The organism is Microbulbifer mixtoriginis (SeqCode), assembly GCF_052467515.1.
Window position 1 is genome coordinate 3,756,229 of record NZ_CP174314.1, and the last position, 26,993, is coordinate 3,783,221.

The window sequence follows — 26,993 nt, forward strand, 5'->3', positions numbered from 1 at the left end:
CTTCCACAGCCACCCAACCCAAAAGCACCAAGTGCTGAATCATCAACTGATCTTATCCGGCTTGGGCAGGCCAAAATGTTCATAGGCGAGCCCGGTAACTACTCGCCCACGGGGTGTCCGGGCAATATAGCCCTGCTGGATCAGGTAGGGCTCCAATACATCTTCCAGAGTATCCCGCTCTTCGCTCACAGCAGCGGCGAGACTGTCCACCCCCACTGGACCACCATCAAATTTCTCGATCATCGCCAACAGCATACGTCGATCCAAAGAATCAAAGCCTTTTGCATCCACATTGAGCATATTCAAAGCGGCATCGGCGATATCAGCATCCACCGCACCATCGCCCTTAACATCTGCGTAATCGCGCACACGGCGCAGCAGGCGATTGGCAATCCTCGGGGTACCGCGGGCGCGACGCGCCACTTGTAAGGCTCCGCCTTCATCCATCTCAACCCCCATCAACCTGGCGGAGCGACGCACGATACTGGTGAGGTCTTGCACGTTGTAGAATTCCAGCCGCTGCACTATGCCGAATCGATCGCGTAGGGGCGAGGTGAGCAGGCCCGCTCTGGTAGTGGCCCCCACCAGAGTAAAGGGTGGCAGATCCAACTTGATTGAACGCGCCGCCGGCCCCTCGCCGATCATAATATCCAGCTGGTAATCCTCCATGGCCGGATACAAAACCTCTTCTACATGGGGGCTGAGCCTGTGAATCTCGTCGATAAACAGTACGTCCCCAGGTTCCAAATTCGTCATTAGCGCGGCTAGATCACCGGCCTTCTCCAGTACCGGGCCCGAGGTGGTCTTAATGGCCACTCCCATTTCGGCGGCGATGATATTTGCCAGGGTGGTTTTACCCAGCCCCGGCGGGCCGAATACCAGGGTGTGATCCAGGGCCTCTTTGCGCAGTTTGGCCGCCTGAATAAAGATCTCCATCTGCTCGCGCACCACTGGCTGACCCACATAGTCGGCCAGCGCTTTGGGGCGCACAGCGCGGTCGTACTGCTCTTCCTGCCCAGAGGGCCCCGCGGGTTCGGGGGCCACTAAACGATCGGCTTCAATCATCGCAATAACTCCAAGCCTCCCGCTTTAGGCGGGTGCCATGCCCTTTAGGGCCAGGCGGATAAGGGTGGCACTGTCGGCTTCAGGCTGCTCCTTGCTCGCGCGGGCCACCATTTTGCTGGCCTCAGTGGGCTTGTAACCCAGGGCCACCAGGGCGCTCTCCGCCTCGCCGGTATGATCTACCTTGGGTGCTGTGGCTGCCGCCATCAATGGGATATCGTTGGAATCACCGAAATCCGGGGTCAACTTATCGCGCAGCTCTACAATCAAACGCTCGGCCGTCTTCTTGCCAACGCCTGGTACCTTTACCAGTGCCGCAACATTATCCTCAGCCACACAGCGTGCCAAAGCCGCACCATCGAGACCGGATAAAATCGCCAGGGCCATCTTGGGGCCCACACCACTGACCTTGATCAGGGTCCTGAACAGTTTGCGATCGGCGTCGCGGATAAAGCCGTAGAGTTGCTGGGCCGTTTCGGAAACCGCCAAGTGCGTGTGTACTTGAACCGGCTGTCCCAGAGCGGGCAATTCAAAAATTGTGGTCATAGGCGCGAGTACTTCGTAGCCCACCCCTTGCACATCAATCAGTAACAAAGGGGGCTGTACCGCGGCCAGAGTGCCACTCAGTCTTCCAATCATGTGTTGTTCCAGGTTTATCTATCGCTGCCCACAATGAGGGCCAAGTTCTGCAGAGTTTTCTAAACGCTGAGGCGACCGCGGCGAAAGCGGCTGCGCGCTCCGCCGGCGGTAAATAGCAGGGTCTGCTCCGTGTGCATATGGCAGAGAGCCACGGCGAGTGCATCGGCGGCATCCTCCTGGGGAGTCCCCGGTAGTGACAGCAAGGATTTGACCATGTGCTGCACCTGCAGCTTGTCGGCTGCACCACTGCCCACCACCGCCTGCTTGACCTTGCGCGCCTCATACTCAGCCACGGCGAGACCACTATTGGCCCCGGCCACTATGGCTGCACCGCGCGCCTGGCCCAGTTTCAGGGCTGAGCCCGCACTCTTAGACATAAATACATTTTCAATTGCCATCTGCGCCGGTTGGTATTGCTGGGCGATCTGAGAAACCGCATCGAAAATCAGCTTTAGGCGTTCAGGTAGGGGGCCTTCGGGAATACGAATTACCCCACTGGCCACATAGCGGGCCTTACCCCGTTCTACATCAATAATTCCATAGCCGGTTTTACGCGAGCCGGGGTCGATACCCAGGATTCGGGTCAAGAGGTGTTCCCCAAATATCTGTATGTTTATATAGTGGCGGGAGTGTCCCAAGGTGGGAGCGAGGCGTCAAGGGAGATCGCAGACAGCACAGAAAAAGTGGCTGTCTGCTGAAGCGATATGAGGGTAAGCCGGAGCAAACACTGTCCGCCCCGGTCTGAACTGGGGCTCAGCCCAGCTCTTCCATCACCTCTGCGGGAATATCCGCGTTGGTGTAAACATTTTGCACATCGTCGAGATCTTCCAGCATCTCGATCAGGGCCAACACCTTCTCTGCCCCCTCTTTATCCAACGGGATAGTGGTGGACGGAATCATGGCGATTTCGGCGCTGTCCGGCGTGAAGCCTGCGGCTACCAGTGCATCTTTCACCGTGAGGTAATCCTGGAATTCGGTAGTCACCTCAACGCTGCCATCATCGTTGGTTTCGATATCCTCAGCACCCGCTTCCAGGGCCGCTTCCATCAGCGCATCTTCATCCACGCCAATGTCGTAAAACATCTGGCCTTTGCGGGTGAACAGGTAGCTTACGGAGCCATCGGTACCCAGGTTGCCGCCGCGCTTGGAGAAAGCGTGACGAACCTCGGCCACTGTACGGTTGCGGTTGTCGGTCAGACACTCCACCAGTACTGCGACACCGCCGACACCGTAACCTTCATAAACCACAGCTTCATAGTTATCACCCTCCGCATTGCCGGCGCCGCGGGCAATGGCTTTATCGATGGTGTCGCGCTTCATGTTCGCGCCCAGAGCCTTGTCGATAGTCGCGCGCAATGTCGGGTTATCGTCCGGGTTGGGGCCCGCCTTGGCCGCTACGGTCAGCTCACGAATGATCTTGGTAAAGATCTTGCCGCGCTTGGCATCCTGAGCCGCTTTACGATGCTTGATATTGGCCCATTTACTATGTCCGGCCATGTTCCGTCTCTCTTCAATCTGTGCGAGGGATGGGCCAATAAGCGAAGCGAAATGCCCATCACCACGATTTGACAGACCCGCTTCGCCCGGCCCGTCGGGGGAAAATCAGCTGATTTTTTCTTCTTTCTGGCGCAGGCGGATATTCAGCTCGCGCAACTGCTTGGCATCCACCGTGCCCGGAGCATCCGTCATGACACAGGCGGCACTCTGGGTTTTGGGGAAGGCAATCACATCGCGAATAGAATCGCTGCCAGTCATCAACATTACCAAGCGGTCCAAACCAAAGGCCAGGCCTCCATGGGGCGGCGCACCATACTTGAGAGCATCCAGCAGGAAGCCAAATTTCTCGCGCTGCTCTTCTTCATCGATACCGAGAATACGGAATACCGCCTGCTGCATGGCCTGGTCGTGGATACGCACAGAACCACCGCCCAGCTCGGTACCATTCAGCACCATATCGTAGGCTCGCGACAGTGCCCCCAGTGGGTTCTGCTCTAATTCTTCTGGGCTACAGGAAGGTGCAGTAAACGGATGGTGCAACGCGGTGAGGCTGCCGTCTTCATTTTCCTCGAACATCGGGAAGGCCACTACCCACAGGGGCGCCCACTCACTGGTGTAGAGATTGAGGTCTTCACCCAGTTTGCAGCGCAGCGCACCCAGCGCTTCGGAGACCACTTTGGCAGTATCCGCGCCGAAGAAAATAATATCGCCGCTCTCAGCCTCAAGCCGATCAAGAATGGCAGCACGAGTCTCAATGGGCAGGAATTTCACGATCGGCGACTGCAGGCCATTCTCCAGGTCGGAGCGGTCGTTCACCTTCACATAGGCCAGACCCTTGGCACCGTAGATGCCCACAAACTTGCCGTAGTCATCGATCTGCTTGCGGGTCAGCTTGTCGCAACCACCGCTCACCTTGATAGCCGCTACGCGACCTTTAGGATCATTGGCCGGTCCAGAGAACACCTTGAAGTCCACTTCGGCCATCAGGTCTTTGATCTCTACCATTTCCAGCGGAATACGCAGATCCGGCTTGTCAGAGCCGTAGCGCAACATCGCCTGGTAATGGGACATACGCGGGAATTCACCCAACTCAATGCCTTTCAATTCCTTGAACAGCTTGCGCACCATGCCCTCAGTGATCGACATAATCTCTTCCTCGTCGAGGAAAGAAGTCTCGATATCGATCTGAGTGAATTCCGGCTGGCGATCGGCGCGCAGGTCTTCATCGCGGAAACACTTGGCAATCTGGTAATAACGATCAAAGCCGGACACCATCAACAACTGTTTAAACAGCTGCGGAGACTGCGGCAGGGCGAAGAATTTGCCATCGTGGGTGCGGCTCGGCACCAGGTAATCGCGCGCGCCTTCGGGGGTAGCGCGGGTCAGGATCGGGGTTTCGATATCGAGGAAACCGTGCTCATCCAGATAATTGCGAATCGCCGTGGTGAGTTTGGAGCGGAAATACAGGTTGTTCTGCATTTCGTTGCGACGCAGGTCCAGGTAGCGGTACTTGAGGCGCACGTCTTCACCCACAGCAGTGTGCTCATCCAGCTGGAAAGGCACCGTCTCTGCCGTGTTGAGAATTTCCAGCTCAGTGCCGTAAACCTCAACTTCACCAGTCACCATATTCGGATTAAGGGCTTCGGGCGCGCGGGCGCGCACACGGCCGGTGACCTTGAGAACATATTCGCTGCGCACGCGATCGGCCATGTCGAAATGCTCGGCCGCATCCGGGTCGAATACCACCTGAACAATTCCCTCGCGGTCGCGCAGGTCGATAAAGATTACACCGCCGTGATCGCGGCGGCGGTCGACCCAGCCACAGAGGGTTACTACACGGTCTATGTCCGCGGAACGAAGGACGCCACAGTAGTCGCTGCGCATGGATGAAAATTCCCGTTATCGATAGGTAAAAAGGTTAAATAGAGAGTACACCGCACAAGCGGCTCCGCACAGCGGGTTTAAGCCGTCTTCGCCGTTTTTGCCGGCTGGCCACTTTTAGCTTTACTGCCATTGGCCGCATCGCCGGCCAAATTTTTCTTACTGCCGGTCTTAAAATCTGTCTCGTACCAGCCGCCGCCCTTGAGGCGAAATCCAGCTGCTGAAATCTTCTTGTGCAACTCGGCCTTGTCACAGGCTGGACAGTCTTTGAGGGGGTTGTCGCTCATGCGCTGCAAGGCCTCCATCTCGTGGCCGCAGGCATTGCACTGGTATTCATAGATCGGCATTACTCGGTACCCGATGCTGGAAAAAGGGGGACAGAGTATACATGAGCCCCCCAGAGGGAAGAAGCAGGCACCCCCTTTTGGCCTTTGTAGAAGGGGTTTGGGATCTCAAAACAGGTACAAAATAAGGAAAAAGCACTATTTTTCTAGTATTTTCCCGTGCGGCCAAACAAAAACTATATATACTTCCCACCATCACCCGCTGAGACGCCGTTTTGTGGATGCAGCGCAGCGGGAGACCGAACACACTTTTACCGGATATACACCGAACAACAAAGAAGGAAGTAAGCTATGGCAATCGCCAAGAAAGCTGCCAGCAAAACCACTGCTGCCAAAAAGGCTCCAGCCAAGAAAGCCGCTGCCGCTCCAGTTAAGAAAGTAAAAGCGATCAAAGAGAAGTTCACCAAAACCCAGGTGCTGAACCAGATCGCAGAAAATACTGAACTGTCCCGCAAGCAGGTACAGTCTGTTCTGGACGAGCTGAGCGATATTATTGAAGGCCACATCAAGAAGCGCGCTGTTGGCGAATTCTCCCTGCCGGGCCTGATGAAAATCACCACTGTGAAGAAGCCAGCCAAAAAAGCCCGTAAAGGTATCAACCCCTTCACTGGTGAAGAGACTGTCTTCAAGGCCAAGCCTGCAAGCATCCAGGTAAAAGTTCGCCCGCTGAAGAAGCTGAAGGAAATGGCTGAGTCCTAAGACTCCCAGCCTCAGGCACTAAACCCCGCAACTGCGGGGTTTTTTTATGCCCCTATATACCATCTAAAGATTGGCCATAGCCCCATTCTTAGCTACACCAATTACCCTTTTAACCACGCCCTTATCAATATCAGCAGGGTGTAGCTTCCATAAAAAATAACCGATCCCATACGGGAGTCTATCCGGCAATATTTATTAGCTGATGAATAGCGTAAAATAACCAGCTTACCGATAATTGAACCCAGTTTATTCCTATGCGCGCATCCCGTTACCTTATCGCCACCCAGAAAGAAACGCCCAACGACGCGGTAGTAATCAGCCATCAGCTGATGCTGCGCGCCGGTATGATCCGCCGTCTCTCCTCCGGCCTCTACACCTGGCTGCCCACCGGCCTGCGCGTACTGCGCAAAGTAGAGCGCATTGTGCGTGAAGAGATGAATAGTGCCGGTTCCCTGGAAGTATTGATGCCGGTAGTGCAGCCGGCGGAGCTGTGGGAGGAGTCCGGCCGCTGGCAGCAGTACGGCCCGGAATTACTGCGTATCCAGGATCGCCACTCCAATGACTTCTGCCTGGGGCCAACCCACGAGGAAGTTATTACCGACCTGATCCGCAATGAGATCAAAAGCTACAAGCAGCTGCCGGCCAATTTCTACCAGGTACAGACAAAATTCCGCGATGAAATTCGCCCGCGTTTTGGTGTGATGCGCGCGCGTGAATTCACCATGAAGGATGCCTACTCCTTCCACATTGATGCGGATTCCCTGCAGGAAACTTACGACATTATGCACGGCGCCTACTGCCGCATTTTTGATCGTATCGGCCTGGACTACCGCCCGGTGCTGGCGGATACCGGCTCTATCGGCGGCTCCAGCTCCCATGAGTTCCACGTTCTGGCACAGAGCGGTGAAGATGATATCGCTTTCTCCACCGAATCCCGCTACGCCGCCAATGTTGAGCTGGCCGAAGCCTTGGCCCCTGCTGGCGAGCGCGCCGCACCGAGCCAGGAAATGCAGGAAGTACACACGCCAGGGCAAAAAACCATCGCCGATGTCAGCGAATTCCTGAACAGCGACCCCACCCATTCGGTAAAAACCCTGATCGTGCTGGGTGAATGCGAAGAGGGTGAAACCGCGCCCCTGGTTGCGCTGGTACTGCGCGGCGACCATGAACTGAACGAACTGAAAGCAGAAAAATTGGCCGGCATCGCCAGCCCATTGCAGTTCGCCCCGGAGCAGCGTATTGCCGATGAACTGGGCTGCAATATCGGTTCTTTAGGACCCGTTGGCATGAAGCTCGAAACCATTGTGGACCGAGCTGCGGCACACCTGGCGGACTTTATCTGTGGCGCCAACCGCGACGATTACCACTTCACCGGCGTGAACTGGGGCCGCGACGTGGAACTCGGCCGCGTTGAAGACCTGCGCAATGTCGTTGCCGGTGACGCCAGCCCCGACGGCCAGGGCACCCTGGAAATCAAACGCGGAATCGAAGTCGGCCATATTTTCCAGCTGGGTGACAAATACAGCCGCGCCATGAACGCCACCGTACTCGATGAGAACGGCAAGGAGCAGGTCATGTCCATGGGCTGTTACGGCATTGGAGTATCCCGGATTGTCGCCGCCGCTATTGAGCAAAACCACGACGACTCCGGCATTATCTGGCCAGACGCCATAGCGCCGTTCCAGTTGGCAATTGTGCCCATCAATATGCACAAGAGCGATGTGGTACGGGAAAAGTGTGAGCACCTGTATGAATCCCTGCGCAGCAAAGGCGTGGATGTACTGCTAATGGATGAGCCCAAGGCTCGCTTGGGTGGCATGCTCGCGGATGTCGAATTAATCGGTATCCCCCACCGCATCGTTATCGGCGACCGCGGCCTGGAGAAAGGCATTGTGGAATACAAGGGCCGCGCCGATGCTGAGAGCCAGGAGTTTGCGGTATCCCAGCTGGAGGAAGTACTGCTGGAGAAATTCGACCTGCGCTAATCTGATGATGAGATAGATTTTCTTTATCTATCTCAAAATACCTCCGTGAAATACCAACACAGCACTTTAAGTCCGTTGGTATTTCACAGCCCCATTCAATTCAAATGCCTCTCCCTGTCCAGATTTGCGTAAAAGGTCCATAAAAGGCGCTACCCAATCTCCCTGGATCTCGTAAAATTCCCAGCATGATAAGAAAAGCTATTACCGCGATGGGGTTCTGCCTTATCTGCTGCAGTGCCATATCCCAGACTAACACCAAGCAAGTGGACCCCGAGTTGCGGCTCGCCCTGCGTGAGGCCATTACTCAGGCAGACAGCTTTGTCGATCGCTTCGATGCGGAGGTGTGGCTGATGTCAAAATCCCAGCCCTTAGCACGCTACATCAAAGACCCTAAAAGGCGCATGCACGTTCTTAAGGCTGTGCATCGCGAGGCAACCCGAGCGGGTTTACGCCCGGAAATTGTTCTAGCGGTAATCCAGATCGAGAGTGCCTTTAACCCCTACGCAGTATCCCGGGTAGGCGCACAAGGCATGATGCAGGTAATGCCATTTTGGAAGAAAGAGATCGGCCGTCCCGGTGACAACCTGATTGATATGGATACCAACCTGCGTTACGGCTGTACCATTCTCAAGCACTACATCAAAAAAGCGAAGGGCAATCTGGCCAACGCCCTCGCCTACTACAACGGCAGCTATGGCCGCCACACCTATAGCAGTAAGGTGCTGGATGCCTGGGCCAACCGCTGGAGATAAGTCGTGACCTCAGGCTATTTATTTTTTTCCGGCGGGGCCTGCGCCTTACTCTTACTGGCCGCAACCAAGGTTTCCGTCAATCACCGACGTCTCGCGGCGGGCCGCTGGCTGATTTTGGTTTTGATCGGTGTTATCTGTTATTTACTGTTACCGACACTCCCTCCCCTTGTCGGGCTCATGGGGCTGCTGATTCACCTGCCGGTGATTCTTGTGCCCGCCGCCTTCTGGCTGTTTACCCACTTGCTCTGTCGCGAGGAAGAACCCTTTCCCCGCTGGGGCTGGATGCCTATCGGCCTCTCCATTGCCTTTAGTGTCGCCGCTAGTCACTCGCCAATCCCTTTAGGCAATAGCGCCGAAGAGGTTTTTTTTAATCTGTCCCAATTTACCCGCTTAGGTCTGATTGGCCTGGGCATGCTCACTCTACTCGGGCAGTTTCACTCGGATTTGGTGGAGGAGCGCCGTCGCTTGCGCGCCATACTGTTGATTGCGGTAGGCACTTATATGCTGATCGTTATCAGTGCTGAATCATTGTTTGCCTACCGCCCCGTCCCCAATGGTGTGCCAACTCTTCACGCCCTACTCGCCAGCCTGCTGTCCCTGGCAGCCTGTTTATGGCTGCTTGCGCTCTCACCCAGCGCCCTGGGCGACTCTCTACCACAGCCAGCAACAGATATCCCTGAAGAGGTAGCCCCACCTCCAGCACCTTTACCAACCTTGGATGAGCAGCAGCAGATGCAATTGGCTAAATTGCAAAAGCATATGGAAGGCGGAGGCTATAGACACACCGGGTTGACCATTCGCGAACTGGCGGAGCAACTGGATACCCGCGAGCACCTGCTGCGTACACTGATAAACCGCCACTTGGGCTATCGAAACTTCAACGAATATCTCAATCAATTTCGCATTGATGAGGCCAGCGCTCGTCTGGCCGATCCGGAACAGGCGCATCTACCCGTGCTGACCATCGCCCTGGATATTGGCTACCGATCTCTCAGCCCGTTTAATGCCGCTTTTAAGCGTCGTCACAACCAGACCCCAACCGAGTACCGTCGCGACAAGCTGCCCGCCTAAGAGGGCAGCAATTCGGAATTCGTCAGCATTTTTTCATTTTCCGTAAGCCTCCGTCAGCAAAGCCCCCCAGACTGCAAGCACTGATGCAAAAGCTCCCCATGTGAGTAGCACCTAGAATCCCAATAGATCCTCAATATCCAACGCTACCCCTTTAGCAACGCCGATGAAAAAGGATGGTGAAAAAGATGGATTTCTTCGCAGATGTGGCTGATTACGGAACCACCCACTTTAAATTGACCCTATTTCGCTATGTGTTGGCGGCTTCTGTGATGAGTATCTGCGCGAGCTGGCTGTTTCGCGCCTGGATGAACCGGCGCCGCATCCAAAAACGGCGTGCTAACTGGGGGGATATTCGCCGGGAAGTCAGCTACTCCATGCTGACCGTTTGTATTTTCACCCTGTTTGGCATCAGCATAAATTTGCTACAGGATATGGGGATCGCCAAGCTGTATTGGAACTGGAATGACTACCCGCTCTGGTGGAGCGTCCTGAGCCTGCCTGTGGTAATTCTCCTGCATGACGCCTATTTCTACTGGACCCATCGGGCAATGCACCACCCAAAGCTGTTTAAGCACTTCCACAAGCTACACCATATGTCGCGAACCCCAACTCCCTGGACTGCCTACAGCTTCTCTATCGGTGAGATATTTATCAACGGGCTTTTCTCTCCACTGATCGCCCTAACGATACCACTGCACCCAAGTATCTGGCTTAGCTTCCTTTTCATAATGATTTTCCGCAACGCCATGCTGCATACAGGCCGCGAATTCCACCCACGCAGCTGGGTCGATGGCGTGCTCGATAATATGACCACCACAACTCATCACGACCTGCATCACCAGCGTTTTCAGGGCAATTACGGTTTTTACTTCACTTGGTGGGACCGCCTAATGGGCACGGAATTTAAGGACTACAAAGAAGTTTTCCGCCAGGCTGTAGACGGTAAACTACACGGCGGACAGCAGGTGGAAACTACCACGCTGGAACAGCACTCCAGCGATGACAACTCTGGGAAAATAACAGCCTGATCAATGGCTGCAGTGCAATCACTGGCTTTCAAAGTAAAGTGTCAACGGTAGTGTTATCAAACTGATAAAAGAGGTGGCAACCACCATTGCGGATGCAACGCCGCCATCGCATCCATAGCGTTTCGCCAGTACGGCGGCAATCGCCCCAGAGGGCATTGCCGCCTGTAAAACCAATAGCTCCCGCTCGATGTGCGGTAACTCAATTGGCATTGCCAGAGCCCATGCCACCATAGGCTCTGCCACCAGCTTTAACAGGACGACCACCAGGATCAGGCCCGCCAGTTGGCGCACAGCGATGGGGCGCAGGGCCAGACCGATACTAAATGCCACCAGCACTATCAAGGATTGTCCGGAAATCCGTAATATATCCTCCAGCAGCTGCACAGTAACATTCCCCTGGGGCAGGCCAAATAGGGAAATAATTGTGCCTAAAACCATCGTGATAAAAATTGGTGATACAAAGAAAGGCTTACAGGCCTGCCAAACATTGACCTGCTCTCCCTCATCCCGGCCGAAATAAATGGCCACAGCAACACCGACAGTAAATACAGATAAAAGTGCGCCATATTCACCAATGAGAACACTGTCTCTCATAACCAGAGGGTTATCGTGAAAAATCCGACGAATCAGCGATAACCCTAAAGTCGAAGAGCCGCCAAAACCCGCAACCAACACAATCGAGCCGAGGGTCTTACGCCCCAGCCCCATCAATTTACCCACTGCCCACGCAGGCACCATGATTGCAATACTCACAGCAAATAAGGCCAGTGCGGGAAGAAGAGCCTGGGAAGAAAAAGGGACTTTAATCAAGCTATGTAAAATTACTGCCGGCAGCGCAAAGTCTGTTGCCAGACGCCCAAATACTCCTTGCTCTTCTCTAAGAATCACCCCGCGACTGCGTAGCCAAATCGCGCAGGCACAGAGCGCAACCAGGATAACCAGAGCTTCCACCAAACTTTGGAATTGAGACATTACTCATATCCATCAGTGACAGGATGCGGCAAACACCAGGCCAGACTTCTCTCAGTATTAACGCGAAAAGTAAGAACTACCCACAGGCCAAAGTCACCGGTGAACAGAGCTAAGGGCGATCCCAGTATTTAGCTGTTTTGGATTAATGCCCGTGTTGCAGGGGAAGCCAACGAGATTCCCGATAACAGTAGAGTCCCCAAATTACCATGATCACTTCCAGGGCGAAGAACAGTAAATTGCGTTCATCGAAGCTACCGCTGGAAAACATGCCAAAGAGACGGCCAGCCGCGAATCCAATGTAAGAGATTGAGAGTGAAGCATAGGCGGCACGGCGGTGAGGGCGCATGGCCAACGCAATCAGTAAGAGAACGGCGATTGCCAACATAAAGCCGGCGTAAGTTGCAAGAAACTCGGGCACAGCGGTAGGTGAGGTAAATGAAAACCCGATAGCCGCAGCAAACGACTCCGGATTAAACAGGGCCCCAAGACCGATAGACGCAAAAGCCAATAAATTGAGAGTCAGGTAGACTCGCCCTAAATATTTCAACTGCCACTCCCCTGCACCAGCGGTGATTACCAGCCTCTGGATAGCAGCTTTCCAACCACTTTCGCTGCACAGAAGCCTGTCTAAAGTATATATGAGGTTACAGCCGCCACTCTTTCAATTGGATCACCAACCTCACAAAATGGACATAAAAGGGAGGTAAGTCCTTTAAATTCCGCACAGGATCAAGCCAGACCACCCGCCTGACATCTAATTCAACCGATTAGAATCCCCGAAGAAAACGGCTCAAAACAGCATGGGTACCCGCCACCTAGGCCAGCCCGAAATTAATCTGGCCGACTAGAGACACCACATTTAACACGCTTGTACAAGAAGGCAGGGCTTACCGCAACAAAATTGTCATACGCATGGCGCAGACTGAGCAGCTCTCCGCAATCTCTAGGCAGGATAACTATTAATCATGCTCAACTCTTTGAGCTGGGGCGCTTCAAGCTATTGAACAAACAGCAAGGAAAGCAAGAGAAAGGATTCTTGACCAGCTGGCAACAGTCTCTATTCGCTGTCGATATCGTCGAAGAATAAGGATCACTTTTTGACCAGCATGTCAGAAAGTGCAAACGAAAGCCGCTCCACAAATAAGGAGCAGGCAGTGGCATTAAACCTGCCCACTGCCTGGCCTGTTCCTAATCCTGGAAGAGAAGCTCCAGTGGATAACCGGTAAAAGGCTTGGTTTTCTCGATCACCAAATGCGAAGTCATACGCGAGATAGCGGCCTCCTCATTGGCCAATAACTGCTCGGAAACCCGGTTGAAGTCTGCCGCATCAGGGCAAATAAAGCGCAGCATATAATCGAATTCACCAGACATCTTCACGCAGGAAACGATCTGTGGGATATCACTGATAATTCGCCGGAAGTTTTCACTGGTGCGCGCATCCTGGCGCTTCAGGGCCACATTCACATAAAACTCAGCGTGGCGCACCTTGTCCAGATTGATCTCGGCGAGAAACTCACGGATATAACGCTCACTGGTAAGGCGCTTCACCCTGGCCAGGCAGGCGCTCTCCGACAAGCCAATTTGTTCACTCAAATTCAGGTTGCTAATACGGGCGTTAGTTTGCAGAGCCTGCAAAATACGCAAATTATGCCGGTCAATTTTCACGGAACTGATTTCTTTTGAATCTGAAAGGGGGCAAGGATAGCGGTAATCGCTGGAGGCTGAAACTCTATAACCTCCAGAGATGAAAAAGCCAGCCCCCGGCAAGAGAGGCTGAGAGCTGGCTACCGCCACTTGGGTTAACTAGCCTGGCGATTAGCGCAGGTGACAAAACGCTCGATTCGGTCCAGAGCGCGCGACAACTCACTGTCATCGGCCGCTAGCGTCAAACGCACATGATTCACCGCACTTTCACCAAAAGGTGTACCCGGCAATACTGATACCCGCTCGGCTTCCAGCAGGGCCTCGGCGAATACCTGACCAGAGCTGGCCAACTCGGAAACATTGACCATCACAAACATACCCGCATCCGGGCTGTAACAGCTAAGCCCCGGAATTTTGCCGATTCTCTCAACGATCAAATTGCGGCGACGTTCATAGGCGTCACGCATCTGTTTCACGAAATAGGTATCGAACTCCAGGGCAAAAGCCGCAGCTTCCTGGATAAACTGTGGACAGCCGAAGATAGTGGCTCCGGCGAATGCCGCAAGGCGCTCCACCAGGGGGCCACGCGCTACCGCCCAGCCCAGACGCCAACCACTCATGGCATGAGACTTAGACAGACCATCAATCACCACAATATTGTCCAGAGACTCTGCTGCTGTGCGCAATGAGGTATGGCGGCGGGCAAAAGTGATCATGGAGTACATTTCATCGGACACCAGCCAGATGTTGCGCTCACGGCAAAAGGCAGCCAGTTCACGCAACTGTTCAGGAGTTGCCATTGCACCGGTGGGGTTGACCGGGGTATTGATCATGACCACTCGGGTCTCTTCAGTGACTGCCGCTTTGATCGAGTCCACATCGAACGCAAAATTCTGTTCCGCCGGGCAGGCTACCCGCTTTACAGACAGCCTGAGACTGTCACAAATGGGGACATAACCGATATACATCGGTTCTGGGATAACAATCTCCTCACCAGGGTTCAACAGGCAGGAAAGTACCGCGTAGATAGCATTGGTACCGCCGGGAAACACCACAACATCATCGGGATTGCAAGGGTGGGGTGAAACCTTACTCTCGATATCCGCGATAGCTCTGCGCAACACCGGCTCACCGGCGGCGGGAGAGTAATGAGTCCGCCCGACACCCAGGCGAGCGCGGGCAAAATCCAGAATTGGCTCGGGGGTATCGAAGTTGGGGTCCCCCACACAGAGGAAAATGACATCCTCCCCCTTATCGGCAAGATCATGGGCCCGGTCACTGACCGCCCAGACATTGGAATCCTCACAGTTCAGAGCCTCACTTTGAAGGCTGAATTGGGGGGTAAAATCTGTCACGTTTTTCACTATTTATCTGCCATTTATGCCTGCTAAGGTAGCAACCATCAAAGTAATCTATACCGCTATATAGGCGCTTATTTCGCATTACTCAGGAGTTTCTATGGGTATTACCGCAGAAAATTCTGAAGACATTGTCTACGCATAAAGGCGGGATAGACTATTTGGCACCAATCGGTCATAAAATATCTATCGCAGGCGACCGAACAACCTATTAGGCAGATGCCAGTACATCTGCTCCCTCCGGTCACACACAGAAACAGATTCTCCAAACTGGCTCTATAAACGAATCCAAACTCCATAGATGGCGCTCAGTCTTGGGCGCATTTCAACAGCAGAAGAAAAGATAAGAGTCATACATCCATCACTTACAGCCAAGCCCCCAGTCAACCCCTCCCTACCGACTTAACTGAGGCAAATGTGCCAGAAATTATCTTTGGCGGCCTCTTTTTTCTGCAATCCAGGCCCATATATTGATTACGAGGGAATAACGAAAACAGAGGGTTACTGTAATGAAGAAATATCTAGCGGTTGTATTCTTGCTTATCTCATCGCACGGCTTCTCCGCCACTTTCTCAGCAGAGCAAAAAAAGTCTCTCATCAATGCCCTTGAGCTTGAGATTTCCAACCGCTATATACTTCAGGAGAACATCCCCTCAATTCGTGAAAGCTTGCAAAAAATTGCACACTCCGAGGCCCTAAAAAAAACTAAAACTCCAAAACAAACAGCCGATCTACTTACTAAGGCACTGGAAAAACACGATAAGCATTTTGGTGTACGTTGGTACGATCCAAACACCCCAAAGGAACAACCGAAGAGAGAGGATTGGTTCAGTAAACTGGCCAGGAAAAATTCTGGTTTTACGCGCGTTGAAGTGCTCGAAGGTAACATTGGCTATATCGATTTCTGGGGCTTTGATCATGTCAACGAAGTCTCAAAGAAACGTCTAGAAGCCGTAATGACCTTGATTGAAGATACCGATGCCATCATCTTCGATCTTAGAAATAATGGCGGCGGTGATGGCAATATGGGCCGCCTAATTAGCAGTTATCTTTTTGAGAAGCCCACCCACCTAAACAGTATTTACTGGAGAGCAACATATAGCACCACCGAATTCTGGACTCTCGAAACCCTCAATGGCAAAAGAAAAGCCAAAGTTCCAGTCTTCATTTTAACCAGTAAAGATACCTTTTCGGCCGCGGAAGCATTTACTTATTATCTAAAACATCTTAAACGAGCCACAATTATTGGCGAAGTCACCAAAGGTGGAGCGCATCCCATACAATTTCTCAGCCTTGATAAGGAGTTCAAGGTATCAATTCCTATCGCAAGAGCTGTAAATCCAATTACCAAAAGCAACTGGGAAGGTACCGGCGTTTTACCAGATATTATCGCTTCAAAAGAGGAGGCTTTTGATATTGCTTACCAAAAGTCTCTACATATCATTCAAAACACAACAAACAATCCACAGCAACTCAAGGAAGTTAGTGAACAATTAGAAGTATTGACTAACAAAGAAAGACGCAACTAGATCAACTTCGGCCTGAGTGATTTCCTCGAATGAAGAACTTAAAGAAGAATTTAAATCAGACAAAACACATCGGTCTTGTTGGTTGCTCCTCTGAGGGCGCAGCCCTATGCTATAAGACAATTTGCACAGAAAGTGGCAAATATCTTGGTGAACATACTCATCCCGAGATATCCATGCACACTCATTCTCTGGCTCGATATGTAGAATATTTAGATTCCAATGATCTTCAAAGAGTTGGCGATCTAATGCTCTCTTCCGCTGACAAGCTCAAATCCCAGGGGGCCTGTTTTCTGATCTGCCCCGATAATACTATTCACCAAGCCTTTGACTATGTAATAGAGAGATCCCCCCTACCCTGGCTACATATTGCCGACAGTGTTATTGCTGAAGCCACCATCAAGGGCTATAGAAAGCTGGGCCTACTCGGTACCCGATGGTTAGTTGAGAGCGACGTATATCCGTCCAAACTAGAGACCGCAAACATAGGTTGGTTACGGCCGCCTAAGAAGGCTGTTAAACGGATCGGGCAGCTGATTATGGGCGAGTTAGTCACTGGGGTATTTCAAAAGGAAACAGTGCAATACTTCCAGGACACTATTAACAACCTCAAACAGGATGGATGTGATGCAGTAGTCTTGGGTTGCACCGAAATACCATTGATTATCGATGATAGTAATTCTGCGTTACCAACGTTAAACTCTAACCACCTTTTAGCTGAGGCCGCGATAAAAGAGGCGATTGTAGCCTCTTGAGTCAGGTGTCAGTCAAAGAATCATAGTACCAACTTTCAATTAGTTAAAAGTTTCAAGCAGTGACTCCTCACCTACCAGCTGTATTAGCTACTCTTCTGTCTCTAATTCCACTAAGCGCGACAGCCAATATCTACAAGTGGACCGATGAGAATGGTCAAGTTCACTTCAGTGACAAGAAAATAGAACATGTTAAACAAGAAGTTATTAAGCCTAGAAAGCACAAGTCTGATTGGTCTCGATATGATATTTCCGTCGAAGCCATTGACACCAACTTGAGCAATCAGGAATTAAACAAGATTGTTACAGACGTCAACCTCGTCTATGAATTTTACGATCGCGTTCTGTTTTTTGACTTTTATAAAACGGTACCCGTTAAGGTCTTGGTTCTAAAAGATAAGAAGGCCTACTACGAACACCTAAGAAAGAGAATGGGAAAAGAACCATCAGCCTCTTATGGGATATATTTCTCTCAAGATAACCAAATTATTGTTTACATCCAAGAGGACCGAGCCAGAACATTCCGCACTATTAAACACGAGGTTAGTCATGCAATAACCGATACTGTCACTCCCTACACCCAATCCTGGTTAAATGAAGGTTTGGCCGAGCAGATGGAAACCCTCACTAAAGTGAATGGGCAACTGCGCATCACTAGTCACTGGGAAAATTATAGATGGGTAAATCCTCTCAAGCGCCATGAGAGGCTTATGGATATCAGTACATTCCTTAGACTCCCTAACACAAGATGGCGACATGCACAAAGAAATGGGACTGCGCCTTTACAAGCACAGGCCGGGCAATTTTTATACTTTCTATTATCAACACCAGTCGGTAAAAGCTTTGTAATTCGTTTAGTCCATAAGCTGGAGCGTGGTGATCGTACGCACTCGTATTATCTGGTCGATAAAGACTATATTGGCGGGATCAGAGGCCTGGAAATCAACTGGAGAAATTGGTTAAGTGGGGAAACTGACAAACATATCAACTTTTAAAACAAAGATTTAAGCAAATTTAGACAAAAAATTCGGTTTAAACTATGAAAGACTTAAGAGTCGCAGGCAAGCTCCTTCAATTCAATGGATGGCTAACACTTTTGTTTGGCATATTATTAACTGCCATTTATATATACAGTCAGGGGGCAGCCTTTACTATCAAAGCAGCAGCCCCAGCTATTTTATTTTTAAGCTGGTGTGTAGCACTTATCAGCATAGGAGGAAAGATAAAAAGCGGGGCTAGAATTTATAAAATTCCCGGTATTATTGCTGCATTACTCAGTCTAATAACTTCGCCCATAGGCTTTATTTTTGGCCTGGCTTCACTGTTTTATCAAATCAGGGGAAAAGACTCTTTTCTAAATAGCTGACTTGAGTAACTGAGGGCGCCTTCCCCTCAGCACCCCATCAACTGATGAGGACCGACCATTTAGTACATATAGCCAGAATATAACACTCATGGATTTTATATGAAATTTACTCGCTTATAGCTCAGCAAACAACACAGTCAAGCCTCCCAAATTCAGGAAACCTGCAACACCATATAACTAACAACTACATAGCGCAAAAGCTTACCTGCCGTCACCAAAATCAAAAACCATAACAATCGTATTCTTAACACCCCTGCCATAACGGTTAATGGATCTCCGACAACTGGAACCCAAGCAAAAGCTAATGAAATCAGGCCATATTTTTTAAAACGCTGCTCAGCCTTTAAAAATTCATTTTCTGACATCCTCAACCATTTTTTTATAAGCCCCAAACTTGCCCAATAGCCAAGAGCATAATTCACTAATGAACCGGCTACATTACCAATTGTTGCAATAGTCACCAATACAACTGGCGAGAAACCATTGATCAGCAGGGTGGTCAATACAATCTCAGAACTTACTGGCAAGATTGTTGCCGCCAGAAAGGCAGAAACAAAAAGACCGACACAGCCTAATTCGATCAAACTCCCCATTTAACAAAAACATCCTCTAGGAAAACTATAAGAAACCTATAGAACTCATGCAAAATAAATGGAATCACTATCTCTCCCTTGCACTAAACCCTAAAACTGCCAACACCCAAATTCAAAAAATAAATATACTCCCCTTGAGTAATCATATACTTCAACTCCCCCAATACTACTAATTTACTAGCTAAATTATTAGCAAGAATTACAGAAAGGTAGAATTTCCGATGACATTTTTGGACGCTCATCAAACATAAAGTATAAACCGCCAACACCATTGACAAAAGAGCGCAAACCCACAAAATACTGGATATTCATCCATATTAATACGCGTGTAATCAATGACTCTACCGCGAAGCACCCAGATATCTCTTGACGCAACGCCTTATTACCACTGCGTATCCCGCTGTGTACGGCGAGCATTCCTTTGCGGTCGGGATCCTGTATCCGGGAAAAATTACCAGTATCGGCGCGAGTGGATTGAAAATCGTATGCATAATTTGGCTGAGGTTTTTGCCCTGGATCTTGCCGCCTATGCAGTAATGAGCAATCACTACCATGTGGTACTCTATATTGACAAAAAATCTGCTGATAAGTGGTCTCTTTTCGAGGTAATTGATCGCTGGCAAAAAATATTCAAGGCCTCTAATTTGGCACAGCGCTATCTAAACGGCGGTACTCTTGATCCCTGCGAGCTTAAGGCACTAGAAGATGTCGCTTCGATATGGCGAGAACGCTTAACGGATATCAGCTGGTTTATGCGCTGCTTAAATGAGTCTATCGCTCGCCAAGCCAATGCTGAAGACAAGTGCACGGGGCGCTTCTGGGAAGGTCGCTTTAAATCTCAAGCTTTACTGGATGAAAGGGCCCTTGCCGCCTGTATGGCCTATGTCGACCTCAACCCCATCCGCGCCAATATGGCAAAAACCCCAGAAGATTCTGATCACACTTCCATTCAACAGCGTATTCGTGCAGCAATCTTGGGCGAGCAGCCCAAAAAACTACTTCCACTTGTAGGCGGTGAGCGGCTGAATATGCCTAAAGGACTTCCTTTTCGGCTGGATCATTATTTAGAGCTATTCGACTGGAGCGGAAGGCACTTAGCCCCCAGAAAGCACGGAGCCATTGCCGAAAATACTCCTCCCATACTAGAGCGGCTAGGAATTTCACCGAAACACTGGCTCTATCTCAACCGAAATTTTGAAAGCCGCTTTAAAGGCTTGATAGGGTCTGTTGGGACCGTACGAAACGCTTGCAGGCGACTCAATAAACGCTGGGTACACGGCATAAGCGATTGTCAGCGCTACCTTTCTGCAACACCCTGCTAATTCCCCTCCATTCTCTCGATACTGTTTCCCACGCTCACCCATAACCGCAATTTTTCTAAGGCCAGCATAGATCTTCAGCGCTTCACCTCAACTTAACTAGCAAACAGGAAGAAACAGGCAATGGAACTGGCGCCAGCAACACTGCTGGCGCCTTTCTCTATTCTATGGGTGTCCAGGATTCCTCCATTGTCCCCTAAAACTTAAAAAAAACTAAAGGGTCAACAAGGGAGCACCCTCAGAGAAACATCAAAGGAAAATAGAAGAAAAATATAAACATGCACAATCATGAAGATATCAAAGCCCCAGAATATTACCCACCTAGAACTCTGAATCTTCGCTTACGTATGACTGTAAATCTACCTCATGAATTTAATTGATTCATCCAAAACCACAAGAGATCAAACAAATCATTACACAGCTCCTTGAGGATAAAAAAATCAGACAAACATCACCATCTATTTTTTTATTCGGCCATTTTTAAAGTCAGAAAACCAAGGCCTGCTTGCCTCTTTATAAGTAATAGTAATCCTGCTATTTTCTTTTGTAATTTCACTTAGTTTAGATTTTCCAGAAAGCCTTAAAATAGCCTCATTAAACCTAGTGAAACCACTTGGCCCACATACTTCTAAGCAACCAGCAGTTCCAAATACTTGATTTCTATTATCAGGCCCGTCATGGATCAAGAAATTCCCATAGACTACCCAGGCACCACGTTCCCCTAGATCCGTACTGTGAAGACTATAGGTTCCGTCCCAAAATATAGTATGGGTTTGCTCATCCGCCAGTCCCGCTACTGACATTTTCCTACCATCATCTCTTGGCCCAAATCTTACCACTTCAAAAGTTTCTGTTTGGTCTCCCAATGATACCGTTATATTATATAAAGGAACCCCATAAAATTTATCTTTAGAACCTTCTGGGTAAGCCCAGGTCCATGTCCAATTTTCGTTTGGTGTTCCACTCACAGTAACTTTTACTTCATTTGTTGGATCACCAGGACCACCCCCAACACCTACAACCCACTCCCCTTTCGGATCAACAAAATTAATCGGGTTATTCCGCGCATAACGATACGGTGTCCAGCGCTGAGGATCCTTAAAGCGCGCCTCATGATTCAGCACTGGGTCCGGGCTAATAAAAGTACCTACGGTGGATTGTAAATAACGCCGCTCAAAGTAATTGAGCCCGGTTGACTCATCCCGCTCCTTGCCTGTGTAACCGTAAGGTGCATGAGTGCTATCGCCGAAGCTAGCCTCAACATCACCATAAGATTTATAGCTAAAGGCATTCACAACCCTGCCCGCTTCGTCCAGGGTCATAGAAGTGGAGCCCAGGTGAGTATGCAGGTAGTACTCGCTGGGGGAGAAGAGCTCACCATCTTGATCGCTGCGCGCTATACGGCGCTGGCCCACCTGGATGTACTTAAACAGCTGGCCGTCGCGCACCTCACTGTCTTCGTCAATATACAGGGTGACGCTGCGTGCTCCGCCCTCATGCTCGGTGATCTTGTAGCGGCGCTGATGTTTAAAGTCATAACCGTATTGATCTGCAGCCTCAGCGTTACCGGCATAAACCAGACGCTGATTGTAGTCCCAGAGGTAAAGCTGATCACCAGCCTGGGTCTGATTGCCGTTAGCGTCGTAGCCAATATCCCCTTCTGCCCAGCTCAGAGCCTGGGGGCCTGGCAGATTGCCGCGACCGATACGATTGGAAGCGCCGGTATTGTTGCTGTCACTGCTGCCACCGTAGCGCAGGTTGGTCACCTCGCTGAGACCGCCAGCGGCTATTTCCGATAGTCCACTACTCTCACGGCTAACTTGCAGTAAGTTGCCAATTTTGTCGTAGCTGTAAAACACCTGCTCGCTGTCATCGGCAACACCGGTGAGGCGATAGGCATCGTCATAGCCGTAGACAACATTCTTGTTCAGCAAGGCAACCTGGGCACTGGTGATACCCAACTCTGCGGCCACAGCAGCGATGGCATCAGCGGGGCGCTGGTCATCAATGGCACTGACATTAGAGACCGCATCAAACTGATAACCCCACTGCTGTAGAGGGATTGCATCACCCGTACGCAGAGTACGCAGGCCGGTGAGTCTTTGGCGCTCATCGAAGTCCCAATTTGTCTCAATACCATTGCTCAATGCCTGGTACTGCAAAGCCCCATTGGCACTGTAATCCAGCCGCTCGACAACCCCAGGGATGCGCTCGAGTAAACCACGGGTGTTGTATTCAAAGTCCACACGGGAGTTATCGGGATAGTACCGTTGGGTGACCCGCCCGGCGCTGTCATAGGCAAAACGCGTGGTATAGAGGGGGCTATCAATTTGTGGGCCGGTAATTTTGCGTTGGCGCTGGGTTACCTGGCCGCGTGCATCGTAGCTCCACTGGGTATAGCCGGCCTGGTCGGTGACTTTAGCCATGCGACCCAGCAATAGAGCACTGCTTTCTTCACCGCGCTGGTCGTACTCGTAGCTGACCACTGGAGCAGCAGAGCCCAATTGTAAATTGGGTTGCCAGCTTACACCTTCCGGCGCCTCTCCCTGCGGTGTACGCTGATATTCTGCATACAGACGATTGGCGCCGTCGTAGCGGTAGTGCCGCTCCTGGCCCAAGGCATCGCGAGTAGCCAGCTGGTTGCCCGCATCATCAAAATACTGCCAGCGCTGCCCGCGATTGGGATCATTTAAATACAGCAGCCTACCCAGATGGTCATAGTGCATGCTGCGCACATTCTTTTGCGCATCCTGCAGGCGGGTGAAGTTGTTATTGAGGTCGTAGTCGTAATAGGTCGACCAGGTTGCACCACCGGCACCGCCCTGGGTGCTGGCCCCAACGATTTCATCCAGTTGCCGCAGGCGATACTCACCCTCGTCATTTTGCAGGCCATCAAAAACCAGTTTCTTGGCGGCGCCAGTATGGGCACTGTTTGCTCGGGTCTGCTCTTCATCTTTATGAATCTGCGCCATGGGCAAATAGGTAATACGGCTAAAGACTGCCTCACCACTCTGTGTGGCGTAGGGTTGGTGTACCTCCTGAGGTCGCCCCTGGGCATCGTAGAGATATTGACGGAAGTGCTGGCCTTTATCACTAGCCTGATAGGCAAGGCCTTGGGCAAAATACGGCAAAGCCGTCCGTATTACCTGGCCCCGAGCATTGAAGTTGCTGTGTTCGCTGACAACCACCTGCCCAGATTTCTCGGCTTCACTGCGCACCATCAAGGCACGGCCCAGGCCATCGTAAAACTGGCGGCTGTCGATAGTGCCTCCAGCGCCACTTTTTTCCCGCTGACGTGTTTCCACCCAACTGATATGGTGACCATCCACTATTTTCGCCAGCTGATAATCGTACTCAACTGTGGGGAAGTGCAGGCTATCCCCCGGTTTGGCGATGGCGGTTAGACGCGCGTGAGCATCGTAACGGTACTGGGTGATCTGACCGTTGAAGTCGGTGTAATCCGTCAAAATACCCAGGCCATGATCATAACTGGCCTGTGCGCTGAGCCAGCGGCTGCCGGTATTAACACTGACCTCCGTGGGAAAGGTGTGATACTGCGAGTCGTAAGTAATTTTGGTCTCGTGCCCCGCCGCCTTCCCCCATAGAGGGTCGTAACTCTGGATACGGTTACCATACTCATCGTAGTGGTGTCGCTCTGCAGCAATATAGGCATCCGCACTACTTGCATCGCGCCATGTGCGGCGCAGGGTCAGGTTGCCTTTGAAGACTTCGCCGAAATTACCGCCGGTAAAACTTTCATCGTCGTAGAACCACTGCTCTTTACCGACCAGCTGACCACTGAGGTCGGTAACCCGGCGTTCTATAGGCAGGTTTAGGAACCCGCTTTCCCGTGCCGATGCCGATTCGGCACTGAAACGCCACAGGGTAATGCGTTCATCCTGCCAGTTGCCATCAGTACGCCCTAACTCTTTGATGTAGGTGGTGTTACCAAAATTATCATAATCGTATTCCCACGATAGGGTTACCGGGGTGCCGCTATTTCGCTCCAGCAGGTGCTGCTGGCGTTCGGTCATGGCCGCAAACGCTACATTGCGACTCTCTCCACCATAACCCGGCAGTAGCTGGCGTAACTCCCACTGTTTTTCCTCTCGCCAGAAGACCCCGCCGAAGGCATCGCGGGCTTCCACTTGTTTCACTTTACCTTGCAGGGCTTCCTGATCGATACCATCGGCAGTTTGCCCCAGATGGTATTCGTAACGGGTAACCAGTGTCGGAGTACTGGCATCACCAATACGCCGCTCTTCACTGTGGGCAAAGCCCTGGAACTCTTTATCGGTGGCATCGTAGAAGCCCTCCCAATAGTCCATTTCTGTGGTTTGCGGTTCACCACCCCGGCTATCCTCTACCAGCATGCGCTTTAAGACCTGCATGGCCACCGGTACATTCGACGACCAGGGGTTACCGGCATCGCGGTCCCTTACCATTTCATCGACAACGGTGCCGTACTCCAGAGTTGTTACAGCACCCAAGCCATTGTCGATGCGTTTTAGTTGGTTCGGTTGTTCGGAGGGAAATAGCTCGGCAAAGTAAAAAGTATTACTGCCCCGACCAGGGCTGTACCAGACAATATCGGTGGAACCGTTACCATTAATATCCACCAAGCGTACTTCTTCAGCAGAGATATTGCCTTGGGCCTGGATTAATTGTTTTTGGCTAAATTGGGCTTTCTGGTGATCACCGTTTGTTAGGCCTTGGTTCAACCAAATCGATACCTGGATCCCATTGAGATACAGCAAATCGCTGCGGCCATCGGCATTGATATCGGTCACCCGCACATTGTTCAGGTTATACAACGTAGCCGGGGTGTTGGTAAATTCTACCGCGGGGGCAAAACCGTTTAGACCGCGATTGGCAAAGTAAGCAGCATAGCCTTTATTGACCCACACCAAGTCTGCCATACCATCGCCATTCATATCCCGCAGGAATACGTTGGGGTCACCCAGGCGCACCCCCTGGCTGCCCACGGGTATCGGCAATTGAATCGGCTGTGACCAACCACCGGGCAGGTTAAGTTGTACGGTATGCGAAGTCACCATACCGCTGCTGTTAGTGGTGGTTGCCAATACATCGACACGCTTATCATTATTGATATCCAGCATCGCAACGCGGGGGCTATTCAGAGGAATATAGAGCCCGCTAAGAGTGCCGCTGTACTGCCAATTTTGCTCGTCATCAAGATGGAAGTATGCCGTGTTGCCAGAATTGTACTGCAGCATATTGACCCGACCATCGCCATCGATATCCGCCCAGGTAACCGAGTCATTGGAAATACGGCTGGTGGAATAAGTGCTCATCTGCCGGTAGCTCTGCCATTGCGGCAGGCCATCCTCACCGGGACCCAAGTTGATCCAGTAGGCATCCCGGTTGGGCCCGGTATTAATCACATCCGGTAGGCCATCGCAGTTCATATCCAGAAAGGCCACATCGGCACTATTGAGCGGTATCTGGCTGGCCGCCGGAATTGACGACATCAATACTTCACCCTGCTGGTAGTGGGTATAGTCGTAGCGCACTGTAGGTAAGAGGACAATTGAATCCCCTTCGCCGGCACTGGAGTGAATCTCCTGTAATAGGGAAAGGCTTTGCCACTCAGTCAAAGGTTCGTAAGCAAATTCATAGCGGCGCAAATGCCGCTCAGCAATTTGCGTTTCAATACGCTGTAGGCGATAAGCAGTTTTAACTTCAAAGCCGGCTTTATAGCTTGTAAGGATATCGGGGCGCTCTTCGTAGTGAAAGTTTACCGCCATATCTCCATTACTATTATATTGAATAGTATCCAGATAAATCTGCTCGCTGTTATCCAGCTTGCGGTACTGATATTCAATGCGATTGCCGTGAGCGTCTTCTATCGCCTGTAAATACCAGGAAAATACCGCTTCATCATTAAAGTCACTAATACGGCTAGCAGAATCCTGACCGAGATACCAACGTAACCCATTGGATTGGGTCACCAGCCAACCATTTTTTAAACGCTGATAACGAGCATAATCTGTGGCATTTTTAGTGCGGTAAACGCCATCCTCGACAAGAACTAGCTCCTCACCTCGGTGATTGATAAATGTATCAAATTCATCAAATTCATCCGTAACCCCATCCGCATCATTATCTGAACCATCGCTTTCCCCCCACTCAGAATAATTAGGTAAGCCCTGATCGGTCTGCCTCTGGATATAGGGAACCACTAGCTGATGCCCCAACCCCAGCAATCCATTACCAAAACCACTGTTATATTCCAAAGATATTTCTGGAATCAAACCATTACGTCCTGGGGGCACTTCCAGTTTGATTAAACGCGAGCTGGTACCGGTATTTAAATTGGGGGTAAAAGCCTCACCCAGGCCGGAAATAGTACCAGGGCCCGTGGGTAAGTTAAGAATTGGAGCTTGTAAAGCGGTGTGTTCGTCTACTGCAAATGATAACGTCGGAAACACAAGCAAACTGCAATAGAGCAATATATTGCGCAACATAAATATTCCCAGTTTTT

22 protein-coding genes are annotated in these 26,993 nt (G+C 51.1%); 10 read left to right on the forward strand and 12 right to left on the reverse strand.

Going from position 1 to position 26,993, the window contains the following annotated elements; genetic code table 11:
- Positions 1–42 precede the first annotated feature (42 nt).
- From ruvB to ACJJIT_RS16185, 6 genes are all read right to left on the reverse strand, one after another.
- The gene (gene ruvB / locus ACJJIT_RS16160; protein WP_444883809.1) at positions 43–1,065 is read right to left on the reverse strand and encodes a Holliday junction branch migration DNA helicase RuvB; all 1,023 of its coding nucleotides are present in this window, start codon (positions 1,063–1,065) and stop codon (positions 43–45) included.
- 24 nt (positions 1,066–1,089) lie between these two features.
- Positions 1,090–1,701, reverse strand: coding sequence for a Holliday junction branch migration protein RuvA (gene ruvA, locus ACJJIT_RS16165; RefSeq protein WP_444888053.1), 612 nt, complete (start codon positions 1,699–1,701; stop codon positions 1,090–1,092).
- 59 nt (positions 1,702–1,760) lie between these two features.
- Complete coding sequence (gene ruvC, locus ACJJIT_RS16170) at positions 1,761–2,288, reverse strand: crossover junction endodeoxyribonuclease RuvC (RefSeq protein ID WP_444899048.1); 528 nt, start codon at positions 2,286–2,288, stop codon at positions 1,761–1,763.
- Positions 2,289–2,454: 166 nt separating this feature from the next.
- Positions 2,455–3,198, reverse strand: a complete 744-nt coding sequence (locus ACJJIT_RS16175; protein ID WP_252084619.1) for a YebC/PmpR family DNA-binding transcriptional regulator — start codon at positions 3,196–3,198, stop codon at positions 2,455–2,457.
- Positions 3,199–3,303: 105 nt separating this feature from the next.
- On the reverse strand, positions 3,304–5,082 hold the full coding sequence (aspS, locus tag ACJJIT_RS16180) for an aspartate--tRNA ligase (protein WP_444899049.1): 1,779 nt from the start codon (positions 5,080–5,082) through the stop codon (positions 3,304–3,306).
- 77 nt (positions 5,083–5,159) lie between these two features.
- Positions 5,160–5,426 (reverse strand): FmdB family zinc ribbon protein, encoded by a 267-nt coding sequence (locus tag ACJJIT_RS16185; RefSeq protein ID WP_252084617.1) that lies wholly within the window; start codon positions 5,424–5,426, stop codon positions 5,160–5,162.
- Positions 5,427–5,714: 288 nt separating this feature from the next.
- Here ACJJIT_RS16185 and ACJJIT_RS16190 point away from each other — a divergent pair, with 288 nt between their 5' ends.
- The 5 genes from ACJJIT_RS16190 to ACJJIT_RS16210 all read left to right on the forward strand — a co-directional run bounded on the left by ACJJIT_RS16190 (position 5,715) and on the right by ACJJIT_RS16210 (position 10,958).
- Positions 5,715–6,122 (forward strand): HU family DNA-binding protein, encoded by a 408-nt coding sequence (locus ACJJIT_RS16190; RefSeq protein WP_252084616.1) that lies wholly within the window; start codon positions 5,715–5,717, stop codon positions 6,120–6,122.
- Positions 6,123–6,376: 254 nt separating this feature from the next.
- A complete protein-coding gene (locus ACJJIT_RS16195) occupies positions 6,377–8,107 on the forward strand; it encodes a proline--tRNA ligase (RefSeq protein ID WP_444888051.1) in 1,731 nt (576 codons plus the stop codon).
- Positions 8,108–8,316: 209 nt separating this feature from the next.
- A complete protein-coding gene (locus ACJJIT_RS16200) occupies positions 8,317–8,859 on the forward strand; it encodes a lytic transglycosylase domain-containing protein (protein ID WP_444885956.1) in 543 nt (180 codons plus the stop codon).
- A gap of 3 nt (positions 8,860–8,862) precedes the next feature.
- Entirely contained in the window at positions 8,863–9,930 is a 1,068-nt protein-coding gene (locus ACJJIT_RS16205; protein WP_444899050.1) for a helix-turn-helix transcriptional regulator, read from the forward strand.
- Between the two features lie 185 nt (positions 9,931–10,115).
- The gene (locus tag ACJJIT_RS16210) at positions 10,116–10,958 is read left to right on the forward strand and encodes a sterol desaturase family protein (RefSeq protein WP_444899051.1); all 843 of its coding nucleotides are present in this window, start codon (positions 10,116–10,118) and stop codon (positions 10,956–10,958) included.
- A gap of 18 nt (positions 10,959–10,976) precedes the next feature.
- Here ACJJIT_RS16210 and ACJJIT_RS16215 read toward each other — a convergent pair whose 3' ends face one another.
- From ACJJIT_RS16215 to ACJJIT_RS16230, 4 genes are all read right to left on the reverse strand, one after another.
- A complete protein-coding gene (locus ACJJIT_RS16215; protein ID WP_252084612.1) occupies positions 10,977–11,930 on the reverse strand; it encodes an AEC family transporter in 954 nt (317 codons plus the stop codon).
- A 142-nt stretch (positions 11,931–12,072) separates the two neighbouring features.
- Positions 12,073–12,477, reverse strand: coding sequence for a DUF4345 family protein (locus ACJJIT_RS16220; protein ID WP_444888048.1), 405 nt, complete (start codon positions 12,475–12,477; stop codon positions 12,073–12,075).
- A 641-nt stretch (positions 12,478–13,118) separates the two neighbouring features.
- Positions 13,119–13,595, reverse strand: a complete 477-nt coding sequence (locus ACJJIT_RS16225) for an Lrp/AsnC family transcriptional regulator (RefSeq protein WP_226644702.1) — start codon at positions 13,593–13,595, stop codon at positions 13,119–13,121.
- Between the two features lie 134 nt (positions 13,596–13,729).
- Positions 13,730–14,938, reverse strand: a complete 1,209-nt coding sequence (locus tag ACJJIT_RS16230; RefSeq protein ID WP_444899052.1) for a pyridoxal phosphate-dependent aminotransferase — start codon at positions 14,936–14,938, stop codon at positions 13,730–13,732.
- 503 nt (positions 14,939–15,441) lie between these two features.
- On the opposite strand from ACJJIT_RS16230, the gene ACJJIT_RS16235 reads away from it, so the two are divergent.
- The 4 genes from ACJJIT_RS16235 to ACJJIT_RS16250 are packed head-to-tail and all read left to right on the forward strand — an operon-like array spanning position 15,442 to position 18,576.
- On the forward strand, positions 15,442–16,461 hold the full coding sequence (locus ACJJIT_RS16235; protein WP_444899053.1) for a S41 family peptidase: 1,020 nt from the start codon (positions 15,442–15,444) through the stop codon (positions 16,459–16,461).
- Between the two features lie 29 nt (positions 16,462–16,490).
- Positions 16,491–17,213 (forward strand): aspartate/glutamate racemase family protein, encoded by a 723-nt coding sequence (locus ACJJIT_RS16240; RefSeq protein WP_444899054.1) that lies wholly within the window; start codon positions 16,491–16,493, stop codon positions 17,211–17,213.
- Between the two features lie 59 nt (positions 17,214–17,272).
- Positions 17,273–18,205: a DUF4124 domain-containing protein gene (locus ACJJIT_RS16245; protein WP_444899055.1), complete on the forward strand. Its 933-nt coding sequence runs from the start codon at positions 17,273–17,275 to the stop codon at positions 18,203–18,205.
- A gap of 44 nt (positions 18,206–18,249) precedes the next feature.
- A complete protein-coding gene (locus tag ACJJIT_RS16250; RefSeq protein ID WP_252084607.1) occupies positions 18,250–18,576 on the forward strand; it encodes a hypothetical protein in 327 nt (108 codons plus the stop codon).
- Positions 18,577–18,728: 152 nt separating this feature from the next.
- On the opposite strand, the gene ACJJIT_RS16255 is transcribed toward ACJJIT_RS16250, so the two are convergent.
- Complete coding sequence (locus tag ACJJIT_RS16255) at positions 18,729–19,169, reverse strand: YqaA family protein (RefSeq protein WP_444899056.1); 441 nt, start codon at positions 19,167–19,169, stop codon at positions 18,729–18,731.
- Between the two features lie 335 nt (positions 19,170–19,504).
- Between ACJJIT_RS16255 and ACJJIT_RS16260 the strand changes: the two genes are divergently transcribed.
- Complete coding sequence (locus ACJJIT_RS16260) at positions 19,505–20,491, forward strand: transposase (protein ID WP_444899057.1); 987 nt, start codon at positions 19,505–19,507, stop codon at positions 20,489–20,491.
- 455 nt (positions 20,492–20,946) lie between these two features.
- On the opposite strand, the gene ACJJIT_RS16265 is transcribed toward ACJJIT_RS16260, so the two are convergent.
- Positions 20,947–26,976 (reverse strand): toxin TcdB middle/N-terminal domain-containing protein, encoded by a 6,030-nt coding sequence (locus ACJJIT_RS16265; protein ID WP_444899058.1) that lies wholly within the window; start codon positions 26,974–26,976, stop codon positions 20,947–20,949.
- Between the last annotated feature and the right edge of the window lie 17 nt (positions 26,977–26,993).